At 41.4% G+C, this 21,463-nt stretch carries 23 protein-coding genes; 20 read left to right on the plus strand and 3 right to left on the minus strand.

The genetic code is table 11. The features are described 5' to 3' along the window. Positions 1–289: 289 nt before the first annotated feature. Entirely contained in the window at positions 290–2,254 is a 1,965-nt protein-coding gene (locus tag AB5Y61_RS08020; RefSeq protein ID WP_368403790.1) for a peptide ABC transporter substrate-binding protein, read from the minus strand. 258 nt (positions 2,255–2,512) lie between these two features. On the opposite strand from AB5Y61_RS08020, the gene AB5Y61_RS08025 reads away from it, so the two are divergent. From AB5Y61_RS08025 to AB5Y61_RS08115, 19 genes are all read left to right on the plus strand, one after another. After that, positions 2,513–2,839, plus strand: coding sequence for a PadR family transcriptional regulator (locus AB5Y61_RS08025; RefSeq protein WP_368403791.1), 327 nt, complete (start codon positions 2,513–2,515; stop codon positions 2,837–2,839). After that, on the plus strand, positions 2,836–3,636 hold the full coding sequence (locus AB5Y61_RS08030; protein WP_368403792.1) for a hypothetical protein: 801 nt from the start codon (positions 2,836–2,838) through the stop codon (positions 3,634–3,636). Before AB5Y61_RS08025 ends, AB5Y61_RS08030 begins: the two co-directional genes overlap by 4 nt. Next, positions 3,633–4,460: a hypothetical protein gene (locus AB5Y61_RS08035; protein ID WP_368403793.1), complete on the plus strand. Its 828-nt coding sequence runs from the start codon at positions 3,633–3,635 to the stop codon at positions 4,458–4,460. The genes AB5Y61_RS08030 and AB5Y61_RS08035 overlap by 4 nt, the downstream gene beginning before the upstream one ends. A gap of 117 nt (positions 4,461–4,577) precedes the next feature. Beyond that, positions 4,578–5,969: an APC family permease gene (locus AB5Y61_RS08040; RefSeq protein ID WP_368403794.1), complete on the plus strand. Its 1,392-nt coding sequence runs from the start codon at positions 4,578–4,580 to the stop codon at positions 5,967–5,969. A gap of 104 nt (positions 5,970–6,073) precedes the next feature. Next, positions 6,074–6,310, plus strand: a complete 237-nt coding sequence (locus AB5Y61_RS08045; protein WP_000141913.1) for a DUF2829 domain-containing protein — start codon at positions 6,074–6,076, stop codon at positions 6,308–6,310. Next, entirely contained in the window at positions 6,303–7,001 is a 699-nt protein-coding gene (locus AB5Y61_RS08050; RefSeq protein ID WP_368403795.1) for a 3-oxoacyl-ACP reductase, read from the plus strand. Before AB5Y61_RS08045 ends, AB5Y61_RS08050 begins: the two co-directional genes overlap by 8 nt. 9 nt (positions 7,002–7,010) lie before the next feature. Beyond that, complete coding sequence (locus tag AB5Y61_RS08055) at positions 7,011–7,490, plus strand: NUDIX hydrolase (protein WP_368403796.1); 480 nt, start codon at positions 7,011–7,013, stop codon at positions 7,488–7,490. 7 nt (positions 7,491–7,497) lie between these two features. Further along, positions 7,498–8,226 carry a GNAT family N-acetyltransferase gene (locus tag AB5Y61_RS08060; RefSeq protein WP_368403798.1) on the plus strand — a complete coding sequence of 243 codons (729 nt, stop codon included), beginning with the start codon at positions 7,498–7,500 and terminating at the stop codon, positions 8,224–8,226. Positions 8,227–8,267: 41 nt separating this feature from the next. After that, positions 8,268–9,170, plus strand: a complete 903-nt coding sequence (locus AB5Y61_RS08065; RefSeq protein ID WP_368403799.1) for a putative PEP-binding protein — start codon at positions 8,268–8,270, stop codon at positions 9,168–9,170. After that, positions 9,112–9,552, plus strand: coding sequence for an ASCH domain-containing protein (locus tag AB5Y61_RS08070; protein ID WP_368403800.1), 441 nt, complete (start codon positions 9,112–9,114; stop codon positions 9,550–9,552). Before AB5Y61_RS08065 ends, AB5Y61_RS08070 begins: the two co-directional genes overlap by 59 nt. Before the next feature lie 103 nt (positions 9,553–9,655). After that, positions 9,656–11,035: a bifunctional UDP-N-acetylglucosamine diphosphorylase/glucosamine-1-phosphate N-acetyltransferase GlmU gene (glmU, locus tag AB5Y61_RS08075; protein WP_368403801.1), complete on the plus strand. Its 1,380-nt coding sequence runs from the start codon at positions 9,656–9,658 to the stop codon at positions 11,033–11,035. 9 nt (positions 11,036–11,044) lie between these two features. Continuing rightward, positions 11,045–11,590 (plus strand): NUDIX hydrolase, encoded by a 546-nt coding sequence (locus tag AB5Y61_RS08080; protein WP_368403802.1) that lies wholly within the window; start codon positions 11,045–11,047, stop codon positions 11,588–11,590. Between the two features lie 11 nt (positions 11,591–11,601). Next, complete coding sequence (gene macP / locus AB5Y61_RS08085; RefSeq protein WP_049486390.1) at positions 11,602–11,937, plus strand: cell wall synthase accessory phosphoprotein MacP; 336 nt, start codon at positions 11,602–11,604, stop codon at positions 11,935–11,937. A 23-nt stretch (positions 11,938–11,960) separates the two neighbouring features. Continuing rightward, complete coding sequence (locus AB5Y61_RS08090; RefSeq protein ID WP_049486391.1) at positions 11,961–12,653, plus strand: 5'-methylthioadenosine/adenosylhomocysteine nucleosidase; 693 nt, start codon at positions 11,961–11,963, stop codon at positions 12,651–12,653. Positions 12,654–12,674: 21 nt separating this feature from the next. Further along, a complete protein-coding gene (locus AB5Y61_RS08095; protein WP_049486392.1) occupies positions 12,675–12,983 on the plus strand; it encodes a hypothetical protein in 309 nt (102 codons plus the stop codon). Between the two features lie 104 nt (positions 12,984–13,087). After that, the gene (gene nth, locus AB5Y61_RS08100) at positions 13,088–13,711 is read left to right on the plus strand and encodes an endonuclease III (protein WP_368403803.1); all 624 of its coding nucleotides are present in this window, start codon (positions 13,088–13,090) and stop codon (positions 13,709–13,711) included. Between the two features lie 266 nt (positions 13,712–13,977). After that, positions 13,978–15,945 (plus strand): peptide ABC transporter substrate-binding protein, encoded by a 1,968-nt coding sequence (locus AB5Y61_RS08105; protein ID WP_368403804.1) that lies wholly within the window; start codon positions 13,978–13,980, stop codon positions 15,943–15,945. A 172-nt stretch (positions 15,946–16,117) separates the two neighbouring features. Then, positions 16,118–17,800 (plus strand): Hsp70 family protein, encoded by a 1,683-nt coding sequence (locus AB5Y61_RS08110; RefSeq protein WP_368403805.1) that lies wholly within the window; start codon positions 16,118–16,120, stop codon positions 17,798–17,800. Between the two features lie 9 nt (positions 17,801–17,809). Next, on the plus strand, positions 17,810–19,774 hold the full coding sequence (locus tag AB5Y61_RS08115) for a DnaJ domain-containing protein (protein ID WP_368403806.1): 1,965 nt from the start codon (positions 17,810–17,812) through the stop codon (positions 19,772–19,774). A 54-nt stretch (positions 19,775–19,828) separates the two neighbouring features. Here AB5Y61_RS08115 and AB5Y61_RS08120 read toward each other — a convergent pair whose 3' ends face one another. Beyond that, positions 19,829–20,215, minus strand: a complete 387-nt coding sequence (locus AB5Y61_RS08120) for a bleomycin resistance protein (RefSeq protein ID WP_368403807.1) — start codon at positions 20,213–20,215, stop codon at positions 19,829–19,831. An 11-nt stretch (positions 20,216–20,226) separates the two neighbouring features. Then, entirely contained in the window at positions 20,227–21,054 is an 828-nt protein-coding gene (locus AB5Y61_RS08125) for an exodeoxyribonuclease III (protein ID WP_368403808.1), read from the minus strand. Positions 21,055–21,189: 135 nt separating this feature from the next. Between AB5Y61_RS08125 and AB5Y61_RS08130 the strand changes: the two genes are divergently transcribed. Then, the coding region (locus AB5Y61_RS08130; protein ID WP_368403809.1) for a DUF3290 family protein at positions 21,190–21,463 on the plus strand (274 nt) is incomplete at its 3' end.

Here is a 21,463-nt window from a genome sequence, read left to right on the forward strand (position 1 = left end):
ACAAGCTAAGTGTTGCAGAAAGAATTATAATAATCTAAATTATTAAGCTTATTTAAACAAATACCGAAACTTTCCGCCGTGAGAAAAGTGCTAGAAATACTAGTATTTCTAGCACTCGGGAGTTTTGGAACCTTAGGTCCAAAACTAAGTTATGGGACTTCCTGGATTGCTGAAATCATCCACTGGATAATTTCACCTAACGTCCGTACTCACCTAAGGAAAGTTTCAAGGATAGGTTTTTCCTTAATCAAAAACACCGAGGATTTGATCCTCGGTGTTTTTATCGTGATTATTTCACGTGTTTTGCAAGTTCTTCTTGCGCTTTTTTGTTTGATTCTTCTTTTTCTTTCAACCAATTCTTATAAGCTTTTTCGTAGTCAGCCGTTGTGACTGTCTTGTCTTGCACTTTTTGGTATTTGAAGAAGCTTGTTTCACCTTTAATACCAATTGCAGAATTTGCTGCTGAGAATGGCGTCACCTTGGTGATAGATGGAACTCCACCCTTAGAGTAGATTGGAAGAACAATGGCGTTTTCTGTCAACCAAGCTTGGGCAGCAGCGTATTTTTCATAACGTGCATTGGTATCCAATTTTTCAGCATTGGCAGCATCCAACAATTCTTTGTATTGGTTCAAACCAATTTTTTCGATGAGCGCTTGGTCTTTCTTAGGATCAAGTCCCATACCAGTCAAGGTTGAACCATCTGTTGGGTTCAAGATATCCAAGTAAGTAGATGGGTCTTGGAAGTCAGGTCCCCAACCAGTGATATCCATATCAAAGTCTTTTTGCTCTGGTGATTGGGCAAAGTAAGTAGCGTTATCTGCATCGTCTGTAGACAATTTTTGTACATCTATCACGACATTGTCTTTACCAAGAGCTGCTTCGATTGAGCTCTTCATAGAGTCTGCTTGTTGGACAAGAGCATTAGAAGATTGGTCTACGACATAGTCGATATGGATTGGGAATTGAACACCTTGTGATTGCAATTCAGCCTTCGCTTTTTCAAGTTCCGCTTTGGCTTTGTCCGCATTATGCAAGCTATCTTGAGCATCTGCGAAGCTAACACCTTTCCACTCATCTCCTGTTGCGGCAAGTTTTTCTTCAACGAGAGTACCGAAGTCTTTCCCGTCTGCTTGCACAAATGTCGGTGGAACTAGAAGGGTACGTAGAGTTTTTGACGCTCCGTCTTTCCCGTTAACTTGAGCGCTGTAGGAAGTTCTGTCTAAAGCAAAGTTCAAAGCTTGACGGAAGTTTTTGTTTTGAAGGGCTGTCTTCGTGTTGTTCTTTTGCTCATCAGATGTCTTCTTCGTATGGCCGTAGTTTTGACGGTTGACGTTGAAGTAAGCGTAGTAAACAGTAGAATCTTGTGGGGAATAAACGATGTTATCCTTGAATTTCTTCTCAATCGTACTGTAGGTTGAGCTTGTTGGGAAGAGACGAGCAGTAGATAGGTTCCCATCTGAGAAGTTACGAGCAAGGTAGTCTTGGTCGGAGCCATCGAAGTAAGTTAATTTAACGGTATCGATGTGAACATTTTTCTTGTCGTAGTATTCAGGGTTCTTTTCCAACTCGATTTGTGATTTTGAAGTGAAGGACTTCAAAATGTAGGCCCCGTTGTAGAGGATCCCATTTGGTTTCACGCTACCAAAGTCTTTCCCAGCTGATTCCAAGAATTTTTCATTAACTGGCATCATGGTAGAAGTGGTTAATTTAGAATTCCAGAAAGATTCGGGTTGGTTCAAAGTATATTGAAGAGTATGATCGTCAACAGCTTTGACCCCAACAGTTGAGAAGTCTTTGGTTTTCCCATTTACATAGTCATCCAAGCCTTTGACTGAGTTTTGAACCAAGTAAAGAGCATCAGATTTTTTATCTGCTACATATTTCAGAGATGTCACGAAATCTTTTGCAGTGACGTCAGCGTATTCATTTCCTTCTGAATCATACCACTTCGCGTCTTTTCGAAGCTTGTAGGTATAAGTCAGACCGTCTTTTGAAACAGACCAGTCCTCAGCAAGAGCAGGCACTAGGTTACCGTATTGGTCGTTTTCAAACAAACCATCGACCAAGTTGGTAGTAATGTCGCTTGTAGTTGAACGATTTGAAGTCAAATAGTTCAAGGAATCAGGGTCTGTACCATACACGTAGTTGTAGGTAGTCCCTTTTGACGCATTAGAAGATGAGCCACATGCAGCAAGGAAAAGCGTTGAAGCCGCGGCGACACCTGCTAAAAGAGCAAGCTTCGATTTTTTCATATTCGTGTCTCCTTTTGAATAATTTTAATTATTATACTCCAATCAATCTATAAAATAAAGTGTTTTTTGAACTTTTTTTGTATATTTACACACCAGTATACAGTGAAAGCCTTGATTTTAAAGGATTTTTAAGGAATAAAATTTTTTTAAAAAAGTTACTATTTTGCTTTACATACTAGTTGAGAAAGAGTATACTGATAGTGAATAAACTAGTATGCAAAACAAACTAGTGAATATGTGAAGAAAGAGGTGAGAAGGATGAAAGAGTCCCAATTACTAAAGGGAGTCTTGGAGGGCTGTGTGCTGGAGATTATTTCCAAAAAGGCCATCTATGGCTACGAATTGATTCAAAGTCTCAAAGAGATGGGATTTGATAAGATTGTCGCTGGGACCATTTATCCCCTACTTCAAAAATTAGAAAAACAAGGAATTATTCATGGGGAAATGAGGACGTCTCCAGATGGTCCTGATCGTAAGTATTTTTCACTCAGTGATGCTGGAAAAGAGCGTTTAGGGGAATTTTGGGACCAGTGGCAGGATTTGGTTAGTAAAGTCGAACGTGTGAAAAAGGAGGGAGAAGAATGATCGAAGATTATACAGAAAAAATGTCAGTCGAATTGATGCATCTAAATAAGGAAGATCAAGCCTATATGAAAAAAATGGTGGCCTATATTGGGGCCAAGGCCTATTTTTATGATGATGAAGCACTCGGTGAACAACTCTACAATATGGTTTGCGACCTGAAAGTTGCTGAGAAAGAAGGCATTCGAGCAGTGGATTATTTTGGAAAGGATCCACGAGCGATGGTGGATCAAGTGTTTGCTGAGTTACCTAAACGTTCTTTAGGATCTTATGTGGGACTCGTCTTCATCCTTGGAGTGATCTTAGTTGGCATGCGTTATTTAATGGATTTTACCTGGATGATGCCACTGAAAATACAACCCTTAACATATGTTGTCATTCTACTTAATTTCTTGGTATTCAATCAGTTCATCCTGTGGCTTTGGTCCAAACAGAGCTATGGAGAAATGAAGCGTCCTTGGGCTATTTTTATCAGTGTGATCAGCCTGCTAGTGTTTCTGAACATCGTACGACTATTTTCGACCTATTTTGGCCACATTGGGAGTATTTTCTTATCAGATGGTTGGGCGATTGCTCTTGCTGTTTTAGTCCTACTTGGTTTTGTGGTTTTGGCTTATAGAAGTAGAGATCGTCTGATGACGAGTCTACTGGTAATGGGGCTGACTTTCCTTGTAACTGGATGCTGGATTCGTCTTGTTAATCAGGAAACTGCTCATTTAATAGGCTGGCTACTTCCTCTTATAGGGCTAGTCCTGTTCTTCCTTGTATTTCGTCTCCAAAGAAAGGGGAAAGCAATATGACATCAGCTATTTATTATGAAGAAACGCAGGCTTTGGTTCAAACCTTTCGTCAGGAGGACCAAGCTTATTTCCAAGACCTCTGGGATTATTTCAATTTCGCCGGTTTCTTATATGAGGAGAAGGCTTTGAGAGAGCAGGTCTATAATCTAGCGCTAGATTTTTCGCAAGCAGGAGCGGATGGCTTGACGGCAAAGGACTATTTTGGTCTCGATCCAAAGGAAATGGCAGACCAAATCATCGAAAATATGCCCAAAGAATCCACGCGATCTGTTCTAAAATATGGGGCAATCATCTCGGGGATTGTGATTTTTTATCGCCTCTTAAGTGATTTTGCTTCACAAGCAGTCCTGGTTCTTAAGCCACTTGTCTATCTAACGGATGGTATTTTAGGGCTTTTGGCCGTTGGACTACTCTTCTATCTCCTTCGTCGCCTTATTTTTGCAGAAGAGAAGTCAAAAAAAGCAATTTATGGAGTAGTCGTTCTCGTTCTGGGGATCTATTTTATCAGTGAAATAGTTGGGGTCCGTTTCTTGCCAGCTTTTGCCTGGTTGACGGTACCGAATCCATGGGATACTTTCCTGATGACAGGTGCTTCTGCAGGACTTATCCTGTGGCAGTGGAAAGAAGAGTTTGCTCGTGCCTTCATCTTTCCTATTCTGTCCTTCTTAGTAGTGGGATTCTTGCATCGCTGGACTTTGGCACAAGGAATTCAGAATCTTGGTATGACGGTTCTTCTGCCCACAGTGATCATCATCTTTGGGCTAGTTATATACTATTGGTTTACCATTCGGGCCTTGAAAAAGATGAAGGCTGAAGAAGGTTAAAATACAGTTAAGGAGGGGTGCCCCTCCTTTATTAGTTGGAGAAGCTACTGTCAGAGATAGGCTACCATTTTCAATCTAAGTGTGATAGAATGATGACAATAAAAGGGGGAAAAAGGGATGAATCTATTTCGAAAAAAAGCTTTGGGACAGGTTCACCCAGGGTTAAACCGCCATTTACGGTTGTGGGATTTGATTATTTTAGGAATCGGTGCCATGGTGGGGACAGGGATCTTCACGATTACGGGGACTGCAGCGGCAAATTTAGCTGGTCCAGCCCTCATCATTTCGATTGTGATTGCGGCGTTTTGCGTCGGCCTATCTGCCCTCTTCTTTGCAGAATTTGCCTCTCGCATCCCTTCAACTGGTGGAGCCTATAGTTACCTCTATACCATCTTTGGAGAGTTTCCAGCCTGGATTGCAGGTTGGTTGACTGTGATGGAATTCATGACCGCCGTATCAGGGGTAGCCTCAGGTTGGGCTGCTTATTTCAAGGGGTTGTTGGCCAATCTTGGCTGGCGTCTGCCGACGGCTTTAAATGGGACTTTTGATCCAGCTGCAGGAACTTATGTGGATCTCTTACCTATTTTGGTCATGGTCCTAGTCACAGCCTTGGTCCTTATGAATGCAAAAGCCGTCTTACGCTTCAATTCCTTGCTGGTCTTACTCAAGTTCTCAGCTCTTGCCTTGTTTATTCTTGTCGGGATTTTTCACCTAAACCCTGGCAACTGGGCAAACTTTGCCCCTTATGGCTTTGGCGAAATTTATGGTGGTCAAACAGGGATTATGGCTGGCGCTTCGCTCATGTTCTTTGCCTTTCTTGGTTTTGAGTCCATTTCAATGGCGGTCGATGAAATCAAGGAACCACAAAAGAACGTTCCTCGCGGCATCGTCCTTAGTCTTTTGATCACAACGGTTCTTTATATCTTGGTTACCCTGGTTTTGACCGGCATGGTTCCTTTTAAAAACTTAAATGTAGATGATGCGGTTGCCTTTGCCCTTCGTCAGGTAGGAGCCAGCTGGGCAGGGAATTATGTATCGCTGGTCGCTATTTTGACCCTGATTACCGTCTGCATTTCGATGACCTTTGCCCTCTCACGGATGATTTACAGTTTGGCGCGAGATGGCCTTTTGCCAAAAGCGATGAAACAGCTCGATCCTAAAACCAGAATTCCAAAAAATGCGACCTTGGTCGCTGGAGTAATGGCTGCCATTGCTGGTGGAGTTTTTCCGCTAGCTAGTATCGCTTCCTTTTTAAATATCTGTACCTTGGCTTACCTGGTTATGTTGGCCTTTGCCCTCTTGAAATTGCGCAAGGAACACGGGGCTCCTGGACCTGGTGAATTTAAAACGCCTTTGGTTCCGGTCTTGCCAATCCTATCGATTGTGGTCTGTGTGTCCTTTATGACCCAGTATTCTCTATCGACCTGGCTGGCCTTCGGAGTTGCTCTCTTGATTGGGATAGGAATTTATTTTGGCTATGGGTATCGCCATTCAGAAGAACATCAATAAAAGATGAAAGCTAGAGTAGAAGAACTCTGGCTTTTTGTATAGGGAAAGCTCTTTTTTTGGTATAATAAAGGGAGAAAGTTAAATAGATAACAAAGGAGAACACCATGACATTTGAAGAGATTTTACCAGGATTAAAGGCCAAGAAAAAATATGTACGAACAGGATGGGGTGGAGCAGAAAACTATGTCCAATTGTTTGATACCATCGAGCAAAATGGGGTGGCTCTGGAAGTGACACCTTATTTCCTCATTAACGTGTCTGGTGAAGGCGAAGGCTTTTCCATGTGGAGTCCAACTCCCTGTGATGTTCTAGCGACAGATTGGGTGGAAGTACATGACTAAACGGGTCTTGATTACAGGCGTGAGCTCCGGGATTGGTCTGGCTCAAGCTCGCCTCTTTCTAGAAAAGGGCTACCAGGTCTATGGAGTGGACCAGGGAGCGGATCCTCAGTTAGCAGGTGATTTTCACTTCTTGCAACGGGACTTAACTCTTGATTTGACGCTGATTTTCGACTGGTGTCCTGAGGTAGAGGTCTTGTGCAATACAGCAGGAGTCTTGGATGATTACAAACCGCTTCTGGAGCAAAGTGCTCAGGAGATTCAGGAGATTTTTGAGATTAACTATGTGACTCCGGTGGAGCTGACACGGCATTATCTGACTAAAATGTTGGAGAAGAAGCGAGGTATCATCATCAATATGTGCTCCATTGCATCTAGTCTAGCTGGTGGAGGCGGTCACGCTTATACTTCCTCCAAGCATGCTCTAGCGGGCTTTACCAAGCAGTTGGCCCTGGATTATGCGGAAGCTGGCATTCAAGTCTTTGGCATTGCACCAGGGGCCGTCAAGACTGGCATGACCGCGGCAGACTTTGAGCCAGGTGGTCTGGCAGACTGGGTAGCCAGTGAAACACCTATCAAACGCTGGATTGAGCCAGAGGAAGTGGCGGAAGTCAGTCTCTTTTTGGCTAGTGGGAAAGCGAGTGCTATGCAGGGACAGATTCTGACTATTGATGGTGGTTGGAGTTTGAAATAGGAGAATCTGATGGAAATTAAAAATCACTTTGGGGTATACGGAGTCTGTCTTCAAGAGGGGAAACTGCTCTGCATTGAAAAAACAAGAGGCCCTTACCAACAGCGTTTTGATCTACCGGGTGGTAGCCAGGAAGTAGGGGAAGGGCTGACAGAAACCCTCAAGCGAGAAGTTCTGGAGGAGACAGGATATACACTTAATAGTTACTCAAATCCTAGGATGTATGATGTGCTGGTTCAAGAAGAAGGGCAAGATTTTGCTGTACACCATATCATGGCCTTTTATGATGTAGTGCTCAATTTCGAGCGCTCTCAAAAATCCCTTCCTCAGGAGGTTCTTGATGGAAGTAATGATTCAGCAAATGCCATTTGGCTTCCTCTTGAGCAGATTACCGAAGAAAATGCCTCGCCTTTAGTATTAAAAGTGAAGGCAGAGTTACGAGGATTTCCTGAATTAGAACTGACAAGTTATAGGAATTGGAAGGTAAAATAGAGGGATAATGGAACTATTTAAAACATGGAAGAAATGTATGGTTCTCTATGGTCTTAAATCTCAAATCGGGACTGTTTATCGAAACAGTGATAGGACAACGATTTTTTATGATATTGGGAATTTTCTATACCTAGCAGGGGAGTTAGATTCCAGATTTTGGGAAGATTTTGTTAGGCAATATGGTTTAGATTATAAGATTATTATTTCAGAAGACACTAAGTGGCAAGATTTTCTGCATCGGCAAGTTGGGTTAATTTCTTTTACTCGCTATTCTTTTAAAGATAAGGCAAATTTTCAAGTTGAATTTCTAAATGATCTAGTTAGTCAGTTAGAGAAAGGTTGCAATATTGTACCTATTGATAATCGTATTTATAACTGCCTTTCTGAGGAAGAATGGTCACAAGATTTACAGGGGGATTTTGAGTCCTACCAGGATTTTGCTTTAAAAGGTGGATTTGGCTTTGTGATTCTTAAAAATAATGAAGTGATTGCTGGGATTTCCTCAGGGTTAGTTTACCGTGAAGCGGTTGAAGTGGAAGTTGCAACTAGACCAAACGAACAAGGAAATGGATTTGCCAAAAAGCTTGGTGCTGCAATGATTCTAGAGAGTTTAAATAGAGATATGTTTCCACTTTGGGATGCTCATAACGAGGCTTCCAAAAAAGTAGCAGAATTTTTAGGATATGAGTTAGTTGAACCTTATGAAGCTTTTGAACTAGAGGAAAGTGTCGTATAATGATATCTGATATTGTATCTTTTAAGACGAGGTGAATGAACATGCAAAATCAACTAGCTCTTAGTGGCGAAAAAATTGTTGAAAAAGTTTATCCCCATTTATTGCACCACGTCGGCTTGATTCGTGGGGAATACTTGTTGAGAGAGCTCAATCAAAACATCCTGTTACCAAGTTGTCAGCAATTTGTAAAAGATTATCTAGACACTATTTGCCATTTGTACTCAGATGAAGAAGTCTGGTATCGATTTTCAGAGTTAACAAATGCAGAAGCAAATAGTCTAGACGGAACTAAAGAGTATTTTGACGAACGCCACCCCTTATTTGGATACAGAGGTATCAGGCGTTTGTTGGCGTGTCCAGATGAATTTCAGGCTGAGACAAATGTTGTTACAGAAGTTTTTCAAACCAATCCCAATCTGTCTGTTATTTTTCCTTTTGTCAATGATGCCGAACAATTAAAACAAGCTATTACAGTATTGCGTCAGTATGGTTTTACCGGGAAAGTCGGCACGATGATTGAATTACCATCAGCTTATTTCGACTTGGACAGGATACTGGAAACGGGTATTTCAAAGATTGTAGTTGGAATGAATGATTTAACTTCTTTTATTTTTGCGACTGTGAGAAACAGTCAATGGCATGATATGGAAAGTCCAATTATGTTAGATATGTTGAGACAGATGCAGGATAAAGCAAGGAAGAACAAGATTGATTTTGCTGTAGCAGGCTATCTGAATACTTCTTTCATACAAAAAATGAATCAGATGGGTATCGAATGTATTCTCCATTACAGCTCTATTTCAGAGATTTTTGATTTAGAAATTGACCATCCAGATCATCTTAAACATATAAAAGAAGAAAGTAAAAAATTACAAAGGAGAACCTATGACACCTCAAGAAATGTGGAATGCCTACAAGCAAATCAACCCCTCTATCGGAGATGAGATAGACGCCTGGGCTTTTGGAGTAGATCCAGACCTTTTAGCGGAACTGGTCTTTAAAGGCGAAAAAACAGCAACAGCTTCAGCTTATGACCTTTATGCACTAGAGGACGAACCCCTTCCCCAAGAAGGGACCTTTGATGTTATTTTAGACAGTCAAAATCAGGCTGTTTGCATTGTCGAAATTACCAAGGTTTCTGTTCAGCCTTTCCATCAAGTGTCAGCTGACCATGCCTATAAGGAAGGTGAAGGAGACAAATCTCTAGCTTATTGGCGTCAGGTTCATGAAGACTTTTTCAAAGACTGCTTTGGAGAAGCAGGTCTGGTTTTTACACCTGACAGCAAGGTAGTTTTAGAAGAATTTCGCAAGGTTTATCCATTATAGAACACGCTCTCCTTTTCGGAGAGTTTTTTGATCTGGTCTTATTTTCCAAAAGGGCTAAAAAATGGTATAATGTAAGCGATATTGTACAGAAAAGAGAAATGTTATGCCAAATTATGCCATTATTTTAGCAGCGGGGAAAGGTACCCGTATGAAATCAGATCTGCCCAAGGTTCTTCACAAGGTTGCAGGGATCTCTATGTTGGAGCATGTCTTCCATAGTGTTGGAGCCATCTCACCAGAAAAGACTGTAACAGTTGTGGGCCACAAGGCGGAATTGGTAGAGCAAGTCTTGGCGGGACAAACAGAATTTGTCAAACAAACCGAACAATTGGGAACTGGTCATGCGGTAATGATGGCAGAGCCAGTCTTGAAAGGTCTTGAAGGGCATACCCTCGTCATTGCAGGAGACACTCCTTTGATTACAGGTGACAGTCTCAAACACTTGATCGACTTCCATATCAACCACAAGAATGTAGCAACGATTTTGACAGCAGAAGCAGCCAATCCATTTGGCTATGGTCGGATTGTCCGCAATGACAATGCGGAAGTGCTTCGAATTGTTGAGCAAAAAGATGCGACAGATTTTGAAAAACAAATCAAGGAAATCAATACAGGGACTTATGTCTTTGACAATGCGCGCCTCTTTGAAGCTTTGAAAAATATCAATACCAACAATGCCCAAGGTGAATACTATATTACAGATGTGATCGGAATTTTCCGAGAGGCAGGTGAAAAAGTCGGGGCTTATACCCTCAAAGACTTTGATGAAAGTCTCGGGGTTAACGACCGCGTGGCCCTTGCGACAGCAGAAGGCATCATGCGTCGTCGCATTAACCAAGCTCATATGGTCAATGGAGTGAGCTTTGTCAATCCTGATGCAGCCTATATCGATGTCGATGTTGAGATCGCACCAGAAGTGCAAATCGAAGCCAATGTTACCCTAAAAGGTCACACAAAAATTGGGGCTGAAACCGTCTTAACTAATGGAACCTATATTGTGGACAGTGAAATTGGTGCAGGTGCCGTTATTACTAACTCTATGATTGAAGAGAGCACGGTAGCCGATGGCGTAACGGTAGGACCATATGCTCATATTCGTCCAGGATCTAGCTTGGCAAAAGATGTCCATATTGGAAACTTTGTCGAAGTCAAAGGTTCGTCTATCGGAGAGAATACCAAAGCAGGTCATTTGACTTACATTGGCAACTGTGAAGTTGGTAGCAACGTCAACTTTGGTGCTGGAACTATCACGGTGAATTACGATGGGCAACACAAGTTTAAAACAACAATTGGCAACAATGTCTTTGTTGGTTCAAATTCGACCATCATTGCACCAGTTGAATTAGGCGACAATTCCTTAGTCGGTGCTGGATCCACCATTACCAAAGATGTGCCAGCAGATGCGATTGCGATCGGTCGTGGCCGTCAAGTGAATAAAGAAGAGTATGCTCTTCGCTTGCCACACCATCCTAAAAATAAATAGGAGATTTTCATGCAATTTGAAGAAAAAACCATTGAGCGCAAGGAGATTTACCAAGGACCGATTTTCCAAGTGGTGACAGATCAAGTGGAACTGCCCGACGGGAAAGGTCAAGCGCAGCGTGATTTAATCTTCCATAACGGAGCAGTAGCGGTTTTACCGATCACAGATGAGGGCAAGACTATTTTGGTCAAGCAGTACCGCAAGGCGATCGAGAGGACTTCAGTAGAGATCCCTGCAGGGAAGTTGGAAAAGGGTGAAAATGCGGATCCTAAAGCAGCTGCTCTGCGTGAATTAGAAGAAGAAATTGGTTACACAGCGGATCTAGAGTTGTTGTATGATTTTTATTCTGCCATTGGATTTTGCAACGAGCGGATCAAACTCTATGCTGCGACCAACTTGGAAAAGGTGGAAAATCCACGTCCACAAGATGCGGATGAGACCTTAGAGTTATTAGAAGTGACCTTGAAGGAGGCTAAAGATTTGATCTTTTCAGGTGAAATCTGTGATGCCAAGACCATTATGGCGATTCAGTACTGGGAATTATCCAATAAATAGAGGAGGATCCGATGGGAAAACCTTTATTAACCGATGAAATGATTGAACGAGCAAGGCGAGGTGAGGACATCACCGGTCCTAAAATGGTCGATGCTGAAGAGACGAAAATTATTCGGACAGACCACAGAGGATTTGGCTATGAACGTCCTATGAGAGAGAGTCGTATGGAGCGTCCGCAAGAGCGTTATTCTCAGGATACTGTGCAGATCCAAGTAGAGCCCACAGTGACAAAGAGTCGTCGCATTGAGGAACAAAAGCAAAGTGTGGTCCAATCCAAACTCAATAAGATTTTGTTCTGGATCATTGTGCTCCTCATTGCCTTGATCATTGCTATTTGGCGACTGTAAAGTCGTTATAAGGAGAGAAAAACATGAAAATTGGAATCATTGCGGCCATGCCACAAGAGTTAAAAATCTTAGTGGAAGCTTTGCAGAACGGAGAGAAACACCTCCGCCTTGGAAAAGTCTACTATACAGGATCGATTGGTCGCCATGAGGTCGTCTTGGTTGAGAGTGGTATCGGGAAAGTCATGTCTGCTATAAGTGTAGCAGTATTGGCCAACGATTTTAAGGTGGAAGCCATTATCAATACGGGTTCTGCAGGTGCTGTTGCACCGGGAATGGCTGTTGGGGATATCGTCCTTGCCGACAAATTGGCCTATCATGATGTGGATGTAACAGCCTTTGGCTACAAGTACGGTCAAATGGCAGGCCAACCGCTTTACTTTGAATCCAGTCGCTATTTTGTATCAGAAATGAAAAAAGTTCTGGAAGAAGAAGCTGCAACCACGCATGTGGGCTTGATTACAACAGGAGATAGCTTTATCGCGAGTGAAGAAAAAGTCGCAACGATTCGGGAGCATTTCCCAGAAGTCTTGGCTGTTGAGATGGAAGGAGCAGCTATTGCTCAGGCCGCTCATGCAGCTGGCCGTCCTTTCATGGTTATTCGCGCTATGAGTGATACGGCCGATCACGCAGCCAATATTTCTTTTGATGAATTTATCGTTGAGGCTGGCGAACGCTCTGCTCAAACCCTGATTACCTTCTTGAAGAGATTGGTGTAAAAAAAGATAGGGAGATGGAACATGTATCGTGAATCGTATTTTGATGGAGGCCTATTTTCATATATTGGTCATGTTTTATTAGCAACCTTCATTACAGTATTTACTTTGGGGATTTGTGCTCCTTGGGGCATGTGCATACTGTATAACTGGAAGGTTAAGCATACTGTGATTGATGGTCGTCGTCAGTACTTTGATGGCACGGCCATGCAGTTATTTGGAAATTGGATCAAATGGTGGTTCTTTACCATCATTACATTTGGAATCTATGTGTTCTGGTTAAATATCAAGGTCACTCAATGGGTTACCAAGCATACTCATTTTATAGACTGATCGAAAAAGGCTTGTCCAAGGACGAGTCCTTTTCTGAAGCCGAATCTTTCAGAAATAGGGAACTTTCATGCTATAATAAAGACTAGTAATGTAAAGGAGAGAATATGGTTTTATCAAAGAAACGGGCACGTCATGTGATTGAAGAAATTATCGCCCTCTTTCCAGATGCCAAGCCAAGTCTGGATTTTCGTAATCATTTTGAATTACTAGTAGCAGTCATGCTCTCAGCTCAGACGACAGACGCGGCTGTTAACAAAGCGACACCAGGTTTGTTTGCGGCTTTTCCAACCCCACAAGCCATGGCAGCAGCCAGTGAAGTCGATATCGCCAAGCATATTTCTAAATTAGGCCTCTATCGAAATAAGGCCAAATTTCTCAAAAAATGTGCCCAGCAATTGCTGGATAACTTTGATGGGCAAGTGCCTCAGACTCGTGAAGAGTTAGAAAGCCTAGCAGGAGTAGGGCGCAAGACAGCTAATGTTGTCATGAGTGTAGGTTTTGGTATTCCAGCTTTTGCTGTCGATACCCATGTGGAGCGGATCTGCAAGCACCATGATATTGTAAAGAAATCAGCGACGCCATTAGAAGTTGAAAAGCGGGTTATGGATGTTCTGCCAAAGAGCGAATGGCTAGCTGCCCATCAAGCCATGATTTATTTTGGACGGGCTATCTGCCACCCCAAAAATCCTGAATGTGACCAGTATCCTCAACTCTATCATTTTGATTAGGAATCAGTTCCTCTGCTCGAAAGAGCAGAGGTTCTTTTTTGTAATGAAACGTATATTTATAAAAAGGATTGAAAGGTGATATCTTTGTTGGATCTGGTGGTAGGTGCCTAGATTCGCCTATCCGGCTTCTTTGAGATCGATTTCAAGATGCTTTTTCTTTATATCTTATTATATTCATTCAGAAATAACGAACTTTTTTAAAATATATTTGGTTTTTTTTTAGGAATAGTGTATAATGGTAGAAAATCTAACATAAGGAGATAGTGATGAAAGCAAAAAAACTGTTAGCTCTTGCAGGAGTTTCTGTTGCAGGTGCCTTTCTCTTAGCAGCGTGTAGCGGAGGTAGTAGCAACCAAGCAACTTACTCATTCGTTTATTCAGCAGATCCAAATACCTTGGATTACATCGCTGCAACTCGTACAACGACTTCAGATGTCACAAGTAACCTTGTAGATGGTCTTCTTGAAAATGACCAATACGGAAACTTTGTGCCAAGTCTAGCAGAAGATTGGACTGTCTCTGAAGATGGATTAACCTATACTTACAAACTTCGTAAGGATGCCAAATGGTATACGAGTGAAGGAGAAGAATATGGTGCTGTAACGGCTCAAGACTTTGTTACAGGGATCAAACATGCGGTTGAGTCTAAATCAGAAGGTCTCTTCTTGATTCAAAATTCGATCAAAGGTTTGGATGCCTACGTAAAAGGGGAAACCAAAGACTTTAACACAGTTGGAGTCAAAGCCTTAGACGACCACACCATTCAATATACTTTGGTCCGTCCAGAAAGCTTCTGGAACTCAAAAACAACCTCAGGTGTTCTTTTCCCAGTCAATGCGGATTTCTTGAAATCTCAAGGAAAAGATTTTGGTTCGTTGAAACCTAGCAGCATCTTATACAATGGTCCATTCTACTTGAAATCTTTGACTTCAAAATCTGAAATTGAATTGGTCAAGAACAAAGACTATTACGATGCGAAAAATGTTCATATCGACAATGTCAAATTGACCTTTAACGATGGATCAAACCCAGATTCTATCATTAAGAACTTTGAAAAAGGTCAATATTCCTTTGCATCTGTTATGCCAAACAGCTCGACTTATAAGAGTGTCAAGAAAAACTTTGGCGACAACATTGTCTACGGTTTGCAATTGGGAACATCCTACTATCTTGGATTCAACTTGGACCGTCAAAAGTATGACCATACTGCCAAAACAACGGATGAACAAAAGGCTTCTACCAAGAAAGCAATCCTGAACAAGGACTTCCGTCAAGCGGTGAACTTTGGTTTTGACCGCAAATCATATGCGGCACAAGTATCTGGATCTGATGCGGCTGAAAATACCCTTCGTAGCACTTTGGTGCCACCAACTTATGTCCAAGTCAATGGAGAAGATTTTGGTAAGGTCGTTGAAAAACAATTGGTTACCTATGGGGATCAATGGAAGGGTGTGAGTCTGGCCGATGGTCAAACGAGCCTTTACAGCCCAGAAAAAGCTAAGGCTTCATTTGCGAAAGCTAAAGCTGAATTGCAAAAACAAGGCGTTCAATTCCCAATTCATTTGGACTACATTGTTAGCCAAGTGGACAACAGCATGGTCCAACAAGCTAGCTCCTTCAAACAATCTGTAGAGTCAGCGCTTGGTGCAGACAATGTCGTTGTGGACCTTCAAAAGGTATCGGATGATGATTTCCAAAATATCACCTACTTCAGCGATACAGCGGCTGCGAGAGATTACGATATCTCAGGCGGTGGTTGGGCTCCTGACTACCAAGACCCATCGACTTACCTCGAAAGTATCAGCCCAGTAAATGGTTCTGTCTTCTACTATCTTGGTATTGATGCAGGTTCAAACAATCCAGCCATTGCAACAGTTGGTTTGGATCAATACGCTAACATGTTGAAAGACGCCGATGCTGAATTGTTGGATCAAGGAAAACGCTATGAAAAATATGCAGCAGCGCAAGCTTGGTTGACAGATAGCTCGATTACGCTTCCAACTGTTTCAAATGGTGGTGCTCCAATGCTTCAACGGACCGTACCATACAGCCGTGCTGCTTCATGGGTTGGTACAAAAGGAACAGGAACCTTCTACAAATACCTTGAAATGTCCAAAGATGTTGTCACAACAAAAGACTTTAACAAGGCCAAAGAAGAATGGTTGAAGAAAAAAGCAGAATCCAATAAAAAAGCTCAAGAAGATCTCAAAGATCATATTGAGAAGAAAAAATAAGATCGCTTTCTCATTGAAGATGATCAACAAAAGTCGGACCCTTTGGTTGGGGTCTGGCTTTTTTGCACTGTCCTAAGAGAAGTGAAAACTATCATTAATTAGGAACAAACTTTTAAATAGGCATTTTTTCCTGTATAATAAAAGAATTAATGTTTGTTAGTAGAGGTGTACCATGATAGTAGGAATAGATTTAGGGACAACAAATTCATTAGCTGGTATTTTTCGAAATGGAAAAGTAGAGTTGGTCCCAAATGTTTTTGGTGATTTTCTAACTCCTTCTGTAGTTGGACTAGATGATGACGGCGAACTGATTGTTGGCAAGCTAGCCAAAGAACGTCTTGTGACAAAGCCAGATCAGACGGTAGCACAATTCAAACGCTTTATGGGGACGAAGCATCCCATTCAACTGGGAGATCGGACCTATCAAGCAGAAGAATTGAGTTCCTTTGTGATTCGCAAATTAATTGAAGATACGGAACGCTACACAGGTGAGAAAGTTGAAGAAATTATTGTTAGTGTTCCAGCTTATTTCAATGATGCCCAGCGCTATGCGACTAAACTAGCTGGACAATTTGCAGGTGTCCACATCGAGCGGATTATCAATGAACCATCTGCAGCCTCATTGGCCCAAAAGATAGGAAACAATATGGAAGATCAGGCCTTCATTGTTGTAGACTTTGGGGGTGGGACCTTGGATATTTCTGTTGTTGAATCTTTTGATAATGTTGTGGAAATTCTTGCGATCGCAGGTGATAATCGTCTGGGTGGAGAAGATTTTACGGCTGTCATTGCCCAAGAATTTTTGACAGTAAACGGCTTTAAAAAAGACTATATTTCAAATGAGTTCTATTATAAAGTGCTAGTAGAATCTGAAAAAGCTAAACTCCAATTGAATGCCCAGGATGAAGTGCAATTATTAGTTGCTGACAAGGACACTCAATATGAGATGACTCTTAGCTATAAAAGATTTTATGAAATTAGTCAACCCTTGCTAGCACGAGTAAAAGCAGTTCTAGATCGAGCTCTTTTTGATGCGAATCATTCTCATGTAAATGCGGACGATTTTGTTTTGGTCGGAGGAACCTCTAAGCTCCGTTTGGTGCAGGAATTTTTATCCTTTTGTATTGGACAAGCGGTAAAGGCTACAGATGATCCGGATTTGATGATTGCTAAAGGTTGTGCTTTAGTGGCTGGTATTAAGGAACGTCAAGGAGAAGTCCGAGATCTCCTATTGTCTGATATTTGTCCATTTTCTTTGGGAGTCGAAGTTGTTGGGGATAAATGCTCACCGATTATCGAACGGAATTCAAGTCTTCCTTCTTCTCGTGTAGAACGCTACTATGCACATAGCCTTGGACAGACCCAACTTCGATTTAATATTTATCAGGGTGAACGGATGAGAGCATCAGAAAATTTGTTGCTTGGAAGCTTAGTGGTTGATGTTCCTGAAAACTACCGAGATTATGAAGCAGCAGATGTTCGATTCACTTACGACTTAAATGGAATTTTAGATGTCGAGGTGACGGTCCTTTCTACTGGTCAAGTTTCTAATAAAATCATCTTGCAAGATAGTATCAACTTGTCTGAGGAGGAAATTGCCAAGAAAAAAGCTGAGTTGGAAAAATATAAGATCAATGTACAGGAAACAGAGGTTTATCGTTACCTTCTAGAACGTGCGGATCGTTTGTACAGTATGATTTTAGGAGAAGAACGGGAGAATTTGATGGAAAGAACCCGCTTCTTTGAGAAAGAAGTCGCAAAAGCATCGCTACCACATCTACCAAAACTTTATGATGAATTTTCAATCTATTTAGATCGGTTGGAAAGAGGCGATAGAGGCTATTACGAAAGATAAAGGAATGATATGAGTATTTGGGATATATTAGGAATTGAGCCGACCAATAATATCAGGGAAATTAGAAAACGTTATGCAGAATTGGTCAGAGAGTACCATCCTGAGGAGCATCCAGAAGAATACCAACAAATTATGGAAGCCTATCAGCTTGCTTTGGTCTATGCGAGAAAAACAAAAGTATCGAGCTCTTCTGAAGAAGTGATTGAAAAGCCAGGAAAGAAGGACACCAGATTTGAAAAAGAAGGTGTTTTACCATTTGACGAGCTTGCTGCATCTAAACCATTTCAAACGAAAGTAGAAGAACAGAGGGAGCTAGCTAGCCCATTAGACTTTTCTTCGCTCTTTTTTGAAAAGCAAGAGGATCAAGAGGAATCTTCAAAAGCATCGTCAACCTCGGAACTTGATTTTAATCAATATAAAAACTTTGATCGAGCAGTCATGGAGGAAGAGTTAGAGGAGTTGCTTCAACTTGATGCGCCAGACTACGAGCTGCTACGGGAATGGAAAGAGTTTTTCAACCGTTATCGATCCTTACCTTATCTCTTGATTCAGTTGCTGGACGAATTGGACGTCTATGCAATTGTGAATCCGAAAGTAGTCCATTTTTTAATCAATCAATTGAGTTCTTTTAGTTTGGCACAGAAAGAACAGTTTTATCTGACTAAACTGAAGATGTGGTATCTGATTTTAACAGACTTAAAACTAGATGCTGAAGTGGTCGAAAACAGTAGAGAAACCATTGAAGAATGGATGAAATTTTCAAGGCTGTTGTCCCAGTTTTTGGCAACAGAATCCTTAATCAATGATCCGGATAAGTGGAAGGAATTGTATACCTTACCTCATTTGAAGTTAGATACCTTTGCACAAATTAGTCAGCATTACCATAAAATTTCAAATGCAGAAGCATTGAAAAGCATGCTAGAGCCGTTTGAATCCTCAGCTTTAGGTTATGAGTGGATGACAGAGGATATGGAGCAGGCACTAAGCGAAATGTGGGACTACTATCTTCAATTGCGTTATCCGAATAGTTCAAAAACGTTACAGAAAAGAAAAAAAGAAGAGGTTGGACAGCAGGCACTGCTAGCTCTTATCTTACTTTTTATGAGTGCCTTGTCTTATGGGATGAGCATTGTGACAAGGGTTGAAAAACCATGGTTGCAGATTTCCTTCCTTACCTTTTTCTACTGTATCCGTTCTGTTTGGTTGACATACTATTCAAGAAGGAGTCCAAAAATCAAAGAGACTGGATTGGTCAATCTTTGGAGTCAATTTCGCTATTTTGTGTATCTCCTAATTGCTATTTTGATTCTTCCGACATTTTTATCTCCCTTTGTCTTGGTTATTTATTATGGATGGCTCAATTCTGGACCCGTACAGTCTGTCGGTACAAAATGGAAACAGCATCTAGATTTCTCCATTCCAGTGTCAGTAGCGGTCTTAGCTTTCCTCTTTAGTAGTTTGGCTAAACTAACACCAGATGTCTTTGTCAATCTAATGATTTGTTTTTGGATGGGATTTATTGTTTTGGTTTTCCGGTTTGTGTTTATACCAGTGACAGAAAAATCATACCAGCCACTACCAAATCGATTTATCGGTTATTATCTCTTGCCAATGGTGACAGGCTTTGGACTAGCATATGGCATCAACTACTGGATAAACTGGCTTCATTTAACAGCTACTTTTGACCAACAGTTTTATATCATGAGTATTTTCTTGCTTTTAAATGCCTTTTTACTGGGAGATATCTCTGTTCAAAAACGGTCGTTCTATCAAGTGGCCCTTCTTTTTGAACCCTTCATTTTTCAACTATTCATCATTATTAAACATTTTATCCTTGTTTATTATTTTGAGTTGAATCCAGAGGAAGTGATGTCTATTGGGGACAATCTTGTGGGGGGATGGATTCTCTTTTACTTATTGGAAGTCTTTTTACTAGCTAGATTCCGCACGGTTTATCGTGCCATGCACCAATAAAAAAAACGAAGTCGAGGACTTCGTTTTTTTAGGACCAGATGGCAGTAGCTATTTCTATTCGCTAAATCTTAAAAAATAGCCATCTGGATCCAGAATTGCAAATTCATGAGGATAGATATAATGGTCGTCAACACGAAATTTTCTTTTGGTCAATGGGCGATGAATAGGATAGTTGGCTTCTAACAATTTCTGATAGAGCCTAGGGACGTCCTCTATACCAAAGGAGATATTGACTCCACGACCAAATGGGGAGGTTAGTTCAGCTAATTCATCTTTTGTTCCCTCCTCAAGCATGAGCTGGCAATCTTCAAGAGACAGGAAGAGAAATTTTTCTTCTAGACGCTGGTATTCGATGGTGAAACCCAGTAAATCACAGTAGAAGGAACGGGACTGTTCTATATTCGATACCATAAACTCGGGAATGACTGCATTGTAGTTCATAAAGAAAATCCTTATAATTTAATCTCCAAGACAATCGGTGTGTGGTCTTGGCGTGCGCCTGAGTCAATCATGTCTGACTTGGTAACCTTGTCTGCTACACGGTTACTTGTGAGCCAATAGTCGATTCTCCAGCCTGTATTGTTGATTTTTGAGGTTTTACTGCGTTGTGCCCACCAAGTGTAACGCTCCGGCACATCGCCGTGGAGGTGGCGGAAGGTATCTGTAAAGCCTGTTGCCAGAAGGTTGGTAAAGCCTGCACGTTCTTCGTCTGTGAAACCTGGTGAACGACGGTTGCTGGCTGGATTAGCAAGGTCGATTTCCTTGTGGGCAACGTTGTAGTCACCTGTAGCAAGGACAGGTTTTTGCTTATCAAGTTCAGCCAAGTACTCCGCATATTTGACATCCCAGACTTGACGTTCTGCTAAACGTTTGAGGCCATCACCGGCATTAGGAGTATAGACTTGTGTTACAAAGAAGCCATCAAATTCCAGGGTAATGATCCGGCCTTCCAAATCCATGGTTGAAGGAGCTCCAATTTCAGGGAAAGTCACAATTAGAGTAAGCTCTTTTTTATAGAGGAACATGGTTCCAGCATAGCCTTTGCGAGCTGGCTCTTGAGAAGAACGCCAGGTATTTTCGTAGCCAGGAAAGAGTTCCTCAAGAATTTCGAGGTGTTTTTTGGTTGGACCTTTAGCGGATAGCTTGGTTTCTTGAATAGCGATGATATCAGCATCTTCAGCTACCAAGGTTTGAAGGACTTCTTGAGAGAGTTTAGCACGTGCTGAATCGCTGGTCAATGCAGCATTAAGCGAGTCGATATTCCATGAAATGAGTTTCATTGTGTTTCCTTTTCTTGACATAATTGATAGTTTTATTATAACAAAATTTTAATGATTTTCTGATCACAATGCCTTGAAATCTCTTGTGAAATCTATTATAATAGCTTGAATTCATTTGGAAAAAGGGAGTTGTTTATGAAATTTTACTCTTATAACTATGTGTTGGGTCAGATCAGCCAGCAAAACTGGGTGACCATTGGGATATCTGGCTTGCTTGTTCTTCTGACTGGTTTTTTTGCGGTGAAAGCCTATCGGGAGAAGCACGATAGCAAATTCCGCGAATTATCTATTATCTCCATTTTAACTCTGGTGGCAGTGGTCTTGATCAGTATCAGCAATTTCCAAAATAGCCTAAGTAATAATGATCAGTTCCAACGCTCACTCCATTTTATTGAGGTCATCTCAAAGG

The sequence above is a fragment of the Streptococcus parasanguinis genome, from assembly GCF_040908565.1.
GTDB lineage: Bacteria > Bacillota > Bacilli > Lactobacillales > Streptococcaceae > Streptococcus > Streptococcus parasanguinis_AC.

What these genes read in the sequence shown, in the direction of transcription:
- AB5Y61_RS08020 (WP_368403790.1), bottom strand. Translation starts at nt 2,254, where the DNA reads ATGAAAAAATCGAAGCTTGCTCTTTTAGCAGGTGTCGCCGCGGCTTCA.
- AB5Y61_RS08025 (WP_368403791.1), top strand. Translation starts at nt 2,513, where the DNA reads ATGAAAGAGTCCCAATTACTAAAGGGAGTCTTGGAGGGCTGTGTGCTG.
- AB5Y61_RS08030 (WP_368403792.1), top strand. Translation starts at nt 2,836, where the DNA reads ATGATCGAAGATTATACAGAAAAAATGTCAGTCGAATTGATGCATCTA.
- AB5Y61_RS08035 (WP_368403793.1), top strand. Translation starts at nt 3,633, where the DNA reads ATGACATCAGCTATTTATTATGAAGAAACGCAGGCTTTGGTTCAAACC.
- AB5Y61_RS08040 (WP_368403794.1), top strand. Translation starts at nt 4,578, where the DNA reads ATGAATCTATTTCGAAAAAAAGCTTTGGGACAGGTTCACCCAGGGTTA.
- AB5Y61_RS08045 (WP_000141913.1), top strand. Translation starts at nt 6,074, where the DNA reads ATGACATTTGAAGAGATTTTACCAGGATTAAAGGCCAAGAAAAAATAT.
- AB5Y61_RS08050 (WP_368403795.1), top strand. Translation starts at nt 6,303, where the DNA reads ATGACTAAACGGGTCTTGATTACAGGCGTGAGCTCCGGGATTGGTCTG.
- AB5Y61_RS08055 (WP_368403796.1), top strand. Translation starts at nt 7,011, where the DNA reads ATGGAAATTAAAAATCACTTTGGGGTATACGGAGTCTGTCTTCAAGAG.
- AB5Y61_RS08060 (WP_368403798.1), top strand. Translation starts at nt 7,498, where the DNA reads ATGGAACTATTTAAAACATGGAAGAAATGTATGGTTCTCTATGGTCTT.
- AB5Y61_RS08065 (WP_368403799.1), top strand. Translation starts at nt 8,268, where the DNA reads ATGCAAAATCAACTAGCTCTTAGTGGCGAAAAAATTGTTGAAAAAGTT.
- AB5Y61_RS08070 (WP_368403800.1), top strand. Translation starts at nt 9,112, where the DNA reads ATGACACCTCAAGAAATGTGGAATGCCTACAAGCAAATCAACCCCTCT.
- glmU (WP_368403801.1), top strand. Translation starts at nt 9,656, where the DNA reads ATGCCAAATTATGCCATTATTTTAGCAGCGGGGAAAGGTACCCGTATG.
- AB5Y61_RS08080 (WP_368403802.1), top strand. Translation starts at nt 11,045, where the DNA reads ATGCAATTTGAAGAAAAAACCATTGAGCGCAAGGAGATTTACCAAGGA.
- macP (WP_049486390.1), top strand. Translation starts at nt 11,602, where the DNA reads ATGGGAAAACCTTTATTAACCGATGAAATGATTGAACGAGCAAGGCGA.
- AB5Y61_RS08090 (WP_049486391.1), top strand. Translation starts at nt 11,961, where the DNA reads ATGAAAATTGGAATCATTGCGGCCATGCCACAAGAGTTAAAAATCTTA.
- AB5Y61_RS08095 (WP_049486392.1), top strand. Translation starts at nt 12,675, where the DNA reads ATGTATCGTGAATCGTATTTTGATGGAGGCCTATTTTCATATATTGGT.
- nth (WP_368403803.1), top strand. Translation starts at nt 13,088, where the DNA reads ATGGTTTTATCAAAGAAACGGGCACGTCATGTGATTGAAGAAATTATC.
- AB5Y61_RS08105 (WP_368403804.1), top strand. Translation starts at nt 13,978, where the DNA reads ATGAAAGCAAAAAAACTGTTAGCTCTTGCAGGAGTTTCTGTTGCAGGT.
- AB5Y61_RS08110 (WP_368403805.1), top strand. Translation starts at nt 16,118, where the DNA reads ATGATAGTAGGAATAGATTTAGGGACAACAAATTCATTAGCTGGTATT.
- AB5Y61_RS08115 (WP_368403806.1), top strand. Translation starts at nt 17,810, where the DNA reads ATGAGTATTTGGGATATATTAGGAATTGAGCCGACCAATAATATCAGG.
- AB5Y61_RS08120 (WP_368403807.1), bottom strand. Translation starts at nt 20,215, where the DNA reads ATGAACTACAATGCAGTCATTCCCGAGTTTATGGTATCGAATATAGAA.
- AB5Y61_RS08125 (WP_368403808.1), bottom strand. Translation starts at nt 21,054, where the DNA reads ATGAAACTCATTTCATGGAATATCGACTCGCTTAATGCTGCATTGACC.